This window comes from Streptomyces sp. NPDC060205 (assembly GCF_042728395.1).
Classification (GTDB): Bacteria; Actinomycetota; Actinomycetes; order Streptomycetales; family Streptomycetaceae; genus Streptomyces.
This window is the reverse complement of the sequence record NZ_JBHWZP010000437.1, coordinates 1-6,549: the sequence shown is the minus strand read 5'-3', so window position 1 is coordinate 6,549 and position 6,549 is coordinate 1. Positions and strand designations below refer to the sequence as shown.

The 6,549-nt window shown below is 72.0% G+C and carries 6 protein-coding genes; 5 read left to right on the top strand and 1 reads right to left on the bottom strand.

The genetic code is table 11. The features are described 5' to 3' along the window. Positions 1-50: 50 nt before the first annotated feature. On the bottom strand, positions 51-1,247 hold the full coding sequence (locus ACFWGJ_RS40275) for a PucR family transcriptional regulator (protein ID WP_387333921.1): 1,197 nt from the start codon (positions 1,245-1,247) through the stop codon (positions 51-53). 238 nt (positions 1,248-1,485) lie between these two features. Between ACFWGJ_RS40275 and ACFWGJ_RS40270 the strand changes: the two genes are divergently transcribed. From ACFWGJ_RS40270 to ACFWGJ_RS40250, 5 genes are read left to right on the top strand one after another with little or no spacing between them, the layout of a single operon-like run. Continuing rightward, complete coding sequence (locus ACFWGJ_RS40270; RefSeq protein WP_387333920.1) at positions 1,486-2,292, top strand: ABC transporter ATP-binding protein; 807 nt, start codon at positions 1,486-1,488, stop codon at positions 2,290-2,292. 10 nt (positions 2,293-2,302) lie between these two features. Continuing rightward, positions 2,303-3,166 carry an ABC transporter ATP-binding protein gene (locus tag ACFWGJ_RS40265; protein WP_387333919.1) on the top strand — a complete coding sequence of 288 codons (864 nt, stop codon included), beginning with the start codon at positions 2,303-2,305 and terminating at the stop codon, positions 3,164-3,166. Beyond that, the gene (locus tag ACFWGJ_RS40260) at positions 3,163-4,053 is read left to right on the top strand and encodes a branched-chain amino acid ABC transporter permease (RefSeq protein WP_387333918.1); all 891 of its coding nucleotides are present in this window, start codon (positions 3,163-3,165) and stop codon (positions 4,051-4,053) included. Before ACFWGJ_RS40265 ends, ACFWGJ_RS40260 begins: the two co-directional genes overlap by 4 nt. A 22-nt stretch (positions 4,054-4,075) precedes the next feature. After that, positions 4,076-5,179 carry a branched-chain amino acid ABC transporter permease gene (locus ACFWGJ_RS40255; protein WP_387333922.1) on the top strand — a complete coding sequence of 368 codons (1,104 nt, stop codon included), beginning with the start codon at positions 4,076-4,078 and terminating at the stop codon, positions 5,177-5,179. Continuing rightward, positions 5,176-6,450 (top strand): ABC transporter substrate-binding protein, encoded by a 1,275-nt coding sequence (locus ACFWGJ_RS40250; protein WP_387333917.1) that lies wholly within the window; start codon positions 5,176-5,178, stop codon positions 6,448-6,450. Before ACFWGJ_RS40255 ends, ACFWGJ_RS40250 begins: the two co-directional genes overlap by 4 nt. Positions 6,451-6,549: the final 99 nt, after the last annotated feature.

Genomic DNA, 6,549 nt, shown 5'->3' with positions numbered 1-6,549 from the left:
CCCATGCAGTGACGGGAACGGGTAGGGGCGGCGGGGGCGAAAACAATGCCCTACCCCCCGACCCCCGCCAACCGATACGCATCCAACGCCAGCGTCATCTCGATCAGGTCCCGCGGTCGCGCCAACGACCGCGACGTCAGCTGTTCCAAGCGTCGCAGGCGGTTGAACACAGTGTTCCGGTGGCAGTACAGCCGCCCAGCCGCCCGCCCGGCGGACCCCTCACAACTCAGCCACGCGTCAAGCGTCTCCAACAGCACGGCCCGTTCCGGCGGTTCGAGTTCCAGCAGGGCACCGAACACATCCGCCACCAGCCGCGAAGCCAGCTCCGGCTGGCTGACGACGAGCGCCGTCGGCATCCGCTGATCGAGCCGCACGACGGCACTCGCGTCCGGCGGACACGTACGCAGCGCCAGTTCCGCGAGCCGCCGCGCCCGCCCCAGCTCGGCGAGCCCGGCGACCACGGGACTGATCCCGCCGGGACCGGAGCAGCGCCCGTCGAGCGCCCGGGCGACCCCGTCGAGGCCCTGCCCGGGCCCGAGGGCCACCACCCCCACCTCGCAGTCGGCCCGCATCCGCCAGACGAACCGCAGCCCCGCCCCCTCCACGGGCCGCCGCAACGGCTCGCGCCGCTCCGAGCGCAGCACGACCACCGCGTACGGTCCCCGCTCGGGCAGGTCGAGACCGGCGGCGGCGCGCGCCGCGAGACCGGGCGCCTCCTGGCCCTCAAGGAGCGCGTCGAGCAGCGCCTGGAGCCGTTCGTCGGTACGCCGCCGCAGCTCCATCTCGGTCGCCCGGTACGCCTCGGTCGCCGCCGCGGCCTGCGCGTCCACGGCGGACCACACCATGGTCGCCGACCGCATCAGCACCCCGAGACGCTCCGGCTCCTTGCCGGTCGCCGCCTCAAGGAGCGCGTCCCACACCAGATAGCCCGCGGAGCGGTACGCGTGCACCAGCAGTTCCAGCGGCAGGCCCTGCTGGGCCCGGCGCCGGCCCGCGTCCTCCGCGTACTCCAGATCACGGCGGGGCGAGTCCCGGGGCGCGGAGATCGTCTCGATGCCGATCCGCATCGCGTCCTGGGCCTCCCGCCACTGCTGGTCGTACGGCAGGAACTCCCCGTAGACGGGGGAGTGTTCGGCCAGTTGCCGCATGTGCTCGTCGACCAGCTCCGGCAGCCGCTCCAGCAGCGCCGTGCAGGACTCGGCGAGCAGCTTCCAGTCATGACCGGTACGCCTTCTGCGGGCTCCCATGGCCGGAGGATGCCACCTGTCCGCCGCCCCGCACAGGCCCCTGACACGCGGTGTTGTGCGCGCGCACAACGCCCGCCCGCGCCCGCTGGTCACCCGCAGCGATTCGCCCGCGCCCCGTGGACGGACGCCCCTGCCGGTGCTGTGGTGAGCGCCACACCGGACGTGAACACACCGGACGTGAACACGCCGGGTGCGAGCCGAGCGGGAGCGCGATGACCGCGATGACAGGGGGAATGCCATGGGTGGGTCGGGGCTGGCCGTACGGGACCTGTCGGTCGGATACGGGCCCGTACGGGCACTGCGCCAGGTGTCCCTGGAGGTGCCGGAAGGAGCCGTGGTCACGGTCCTCGGCGGCAACGGCGCGGGCAAGACGACCCTCCTGCGGGCCATCTGCCGGACCCTGTCCTTCCACGGCGGCGCGGTCACCGGCGGCACGGTCGAGTTCGACGGCCGCCCTCTCGGCGGCCTCCCGCCGGACCGTGTGGTGGCCGCCGGGATCTCCCAGATCCCGGAAGGGCGCCGGGTGTTCGCCCGGATGACCGTCGCCGACAACCTGCGCGCCGGGGCGCTCGGGGCCACCGGTGGCCGCGCCGCGCGGGCCGCCGCCCTGCGCCGCGTGCACGAACTGTTCCCCGTCCTCGCCGACCGCGCCCAGCAGCACGCCGGTCTGCTGTCCGGCGGGGAGCAGCAGATGCTGGCGGTCGGACGGGCCCTGATGGCCGCCCCGAGGATGCTGCTCCTGGACGAACCGTCCCTGGGACTTGCCCCGTTGATGGCGGCCCGGATCGCCGAGACGGTACGGGAGATCAACACCCAGGGCACCTCGATCCTGCTCGTCGAGCAGAACGCCGCACTGGCCCTGCGCCTCGCCACCCGCGCGTACGTCCTGGAGGTCGGCGAGGTCACCCTGTCGGGGCCCGCCGACGAACTGGCCGCCTCCGACGAGGTGCGCCGCCGCTACCTGGGCGTGGTCGACGAGGACGCGGCGGCCGACGCCGAGCGGGCCCGCGCCTCGCACCCGGCGCTGACCCGATGGAAGGGGTGAGCACCTCACCATGACGAACGACGCACCACCGCAGTCCACTTCACCCGGCTCCGACACGGACGTACCACCGCTTCAGGTACGGGACCTGACCGTGCGCTTCGCCGGTCTGACCGCCCTGGACGCCGTGAACTTCACGGTCCGCCCCGGCACCGTGCACGCCCTCATCGGCCCCAACGGAGCCGGCAAGTCCACCTGCTTCAACGTGCTGTCCGGCGTCTACCGCGCCACCTCGGGCAGCGTCCGCCTCGGCGGGCACGAACTGACCGGCATGCCTCCGCACCGCATCGCCGATCTGGGCGTCGCCCGCATCTTCCAGAACCTGGCCCTGCCCCCGCTCGCCACGGTCGAGGACAGCCTCCTGCTGGGCCGCCACCGGCTGACCCGCACCGGCTTCCTCGCCGCGGGCCTGAAGCTGCCCGCGGCGGCCCGTGAGGAGCGCCGTCACCGTGAACGCGTCCGTGAGATCGCCGAGTTCGTCGGCATCTCGTCCTGCCTCGGCCGTCCGGCGGGCTCACTGCCGTACGGGCAGCAGAAGCTCGCCGAACTCGCCCGCGCCCTGTGCATGGAGCCCCGGCTGCTGCTCCTGGACGAACCGGTCGCGGGCATGACCGCCGACGAACGGATCCGCACCTCCGCCGTGATCGCGGGGGTCCGCGACAGCCTCGGCATCTCGATCGTCCTGGTGGAACACGACATGGGGGTGGTGATGCGGCTCGCCGACGCGGTGACCGTACTCGACTTCGGGCGCCGCATCGCGGACGGCGCCCCCGCCGACGTACAGAACGATCCGGCGGTCGTACGCGCCTATCTGGGGGAGCGCTCCGAGGAACCCGAAGGGGCCGGGCGCTCCGGGAAAGAGGAGACCACGTCGTGAGCACCTTCGCCGAACTCCTCCTCAACGGGCTGTCGATGGGGTCGGTCTACGCCCTCATCGCGCTGGGCTTCGTGGTCATCTTCCGGGCCACCGAGGTCGTGAACTTCGCCCACGCGTCCCTGCTGCTGGCCGGCGGGTACATCACCGCGGTCCTCCACGACGACATCGGCTTCTGGCCCGCCCTGCTGGCCGGGATCGCCGGGGCAGCGCTGGTCGGGGCGGCCGTCGAGTTCTTCGTGATGCGCCGCTACCGGGGCTCCGACCACAGCGTCCTCGCCATCGTCACCATCGGTGTGGACATCCTGCTCACCACGGAACTCACCCGCCGGATCGGCACCGACGTCCTGCCGCTCGGCGACCCGTGGGGCGACGACGTCCTCACCATCGGCTCCATCTCGCTGGCCCACACGCGCATCGCCGCCTTCGTCACCGCGGGCCTGCTCATCACGGCCTTCCTGCTCACCTTCCGGTACACCTCCTGGGGCGTGGCCATGCGGGCCGCCGCCGAGAGCACGGAGACGGCCGCGCTGATGGGCGTACGGCTCGGACGGGTCTCGCTCGGCGCCTGGGCCGTGGCGGGCGGACTCGCCGCCGTCGCCGCCCTGTTCCTGACCGTCTTTCCCACCCCGGGCCTGGAGCGGGCCACCTCGCTCGCCGCCCTCAAGGCCTTCCCCGCCGCCATCCTCGGCGGCCTCGACTCCACCACCGGAGCCCTCGTCGGCGGCCTGATCGTCGGCGTCACGGAATCCCTCGCGACCGGCTACCAGAGCGAACTGTCCTTCCTGGGGCGGGGACTGGGCGATGTCGCCCCCTACCTCGTGATGACCGTGATCCTGCTCGTCCGGCCCGCCGGGCTGTTCGGCACGAAGGAGCTGGCCCGTGTCTGAGACACCCGTCTCCGAGGCACCGGTGTCCGAAGCACCCGCCTCCGAGACCCCCGCCCGCCGCCCCCTGCGGCTCCCTACTCGCGCCCGTACGTACGTCTGGGCGGCCGGCGCCCTGCTGCTGCTCGTCCTGCCCTTCTACCTGGACCGGTTCTGGCTCCAGGCGGGCCTGTTCGCGATGGCCGCGGCGATCGGCGCGATCGGGCTCAACCTGCTCACCGGCTCCACCGGCCAGCTCTCCATGGGCCACGCCTTCTTCCTCGCGGTCGGCGCGTACGGCTACTGCGTGTTCGCCGCGGACGGCGGTGACGGGCTCACCGGCCTGGGCCTGCCGACCTGGCTCGCGGCCGTCCTCGCCGTCCTGGTCGCGGGTCTGGCCGGCGGCCTCTTCAGTCCCATCGCGGGGCGCCTGCGCGGCGCCTACCTGGGCATCGCCACCCTCGCGCTGATCTTCATCGGCCAGCACGTGCTGTTCAACGCCAAGGACCTCACCGGCGGCTTCAACGGCCGTGACGTACCGCCCCTGAGCCTGTTCGGGCTGACCTTCGACGACAGCGAACTCCTCGTCGCGAACGTCCCGTTCGGCTCCGCGGAGAAGCTCTGGTACGTGGCACTCGTGCTGCTCCTCGGCGGCGCGCTCTTCGCCCGCGGGGTGCTGCGCGGGCGCCCCGGACGCGCCATGAACGCGATCCGCGACCACCGCATCGCGGCCGGTGTCATGGGCGTCCCCGTGGCCCGCTACCGGGCCGCCGTCTTCGTCCTGTCCTCGATGTACGCGGGCCTCGCGGGCGTCCTGCTCGCCCTGGTCTTCCAGCGGACGGTGCCGGACTACTTCGGCATCACGCTGTCGCTCGAATACCTCGCCATGATCGTCATCGGCGGGCTCGGCTCGGTCTCGGGGGCGGTGATCGGCGCGGTGTTCGTCTCCGTGCTGCCACAGCTGCTGACCCGCTACAGCGATGCGCTGCCCCTGGTCTCCGCCCCCGGTACGGGCGGGATCGCACCCGGGGAGGCATCCCGGTACCTCTACGGCGCCGCCATTGTCGTGGTGGTGCTCTTCCTTCCCGGCGGCCTGGTCAGGGTGGCCGCCGGGCGACGCTTCAGGACCGATCCAGGGGAGGAACGATGAGCACGATGAACACGGCCCGCACGACCAGGGTGGCCGCCGGGGCGATCGCGGCGCTGCTGCTGCTGTCCGGCTGCAGCTCCAAGGCCAAGGATGACGACAAGAAGGGCGACACCGCCGCGGGCGAGGTGAAGACCGGCGAGGGCATCTCCGGCAAGACCATCTCGCTGGGCGCCCTCACCGACATGACGGGCGTCTACGCGACCCTCGGCAAGAGTGTCACCCAGGCCCAGCAGCTCTATGTGAAGCAGCTGAACGCCGACGGGGGCGTATGCGGCTACAAGGTCGAGCTGACCGTCCGCGACCACGGCTACGACCCGCAGAAGGCCCTCTCCGCGTACACCGAGCTGGCGCCCAAGGTGCTCGGGTTCGCCCAGTTCATCGGCTCGCCGTTCGTCGCCGCCGCCAAGCCGCGCATCGACGGCCAGGACAAGGGCCTGGTCCTGCCGCAGGCCTGGTCGTCCGCCCTGCTCGGCAGCCCGTACATCCGGGTCATCGGGTCCACGTACGACATCGAGACGATCAACGCCGTCGACTTCCTGATGAAGGAGAAGGGCCTCAAGAAGGGCGACAAGCTCGGGCACGTCTACTTCGAGGGCGACTACGGCGAGAGCGCGCTGGCCGGCTCCAAGCACATCGCTGAGGAGGCCGGGCTGACCGTCGTCGAGCAGAAGATCAAGCCGACCGACAACGACATGACCGCGCAGGTCGCGGCCCTGAAGAAGGCCGGTGTCAAGGCGGTCGTGCTCAGCGCGGGCCCCCGCCAGGCGGCCTCCCTGGTCGGCGTCGCCGCGGCCGGCGGCTTCAACGTCCCGATCATCGGCAACAACTCGGCCTTCGCCCCGCAGCTGCTGGCCACCCAGGCCGGTCCGGCCCTGGCGAAGAACTACTGGGTGGCCTCGCCGTCACTGCCCATCGGCGCGGACACCCCGGGCGCCGAGAAGCTGGTCGCCGACTACAAGAAGGCGTACCCCAAGGATTCCCTGGACAACGGTGTGGTCGCCGGCTGGACGGCCGCCGCCGCGTTCGGCGAGGCCCTGAAGAAGGCCTGCGCGTCCAAGGACCTGACCCGTGAGGGCGTGGACAAGGCCCTGCTGACCATCGACGCCCTGGACACGGGCTTCGGCATCCCCCAGAACTTCACCGACCCCAAGGCCCCCTCCTCCAAGGAGAGCGTCATCCTCCAGCCGGACAAGTCGGTGACGGGCGGAATGAAGGTGGTCCAGCAGCCGGCGGCCTCGACGGTGGCGGAGGCATACACACCGAGCGCGTAAAAGCCCTGAGGGGCCCGCTGGGGCCCCTTCAGGGGCGCGGGGAACTGCGCGACCAGCCCCCACGCACCCGCACGGTGACGCACAGGAGAAGGGCCCCGG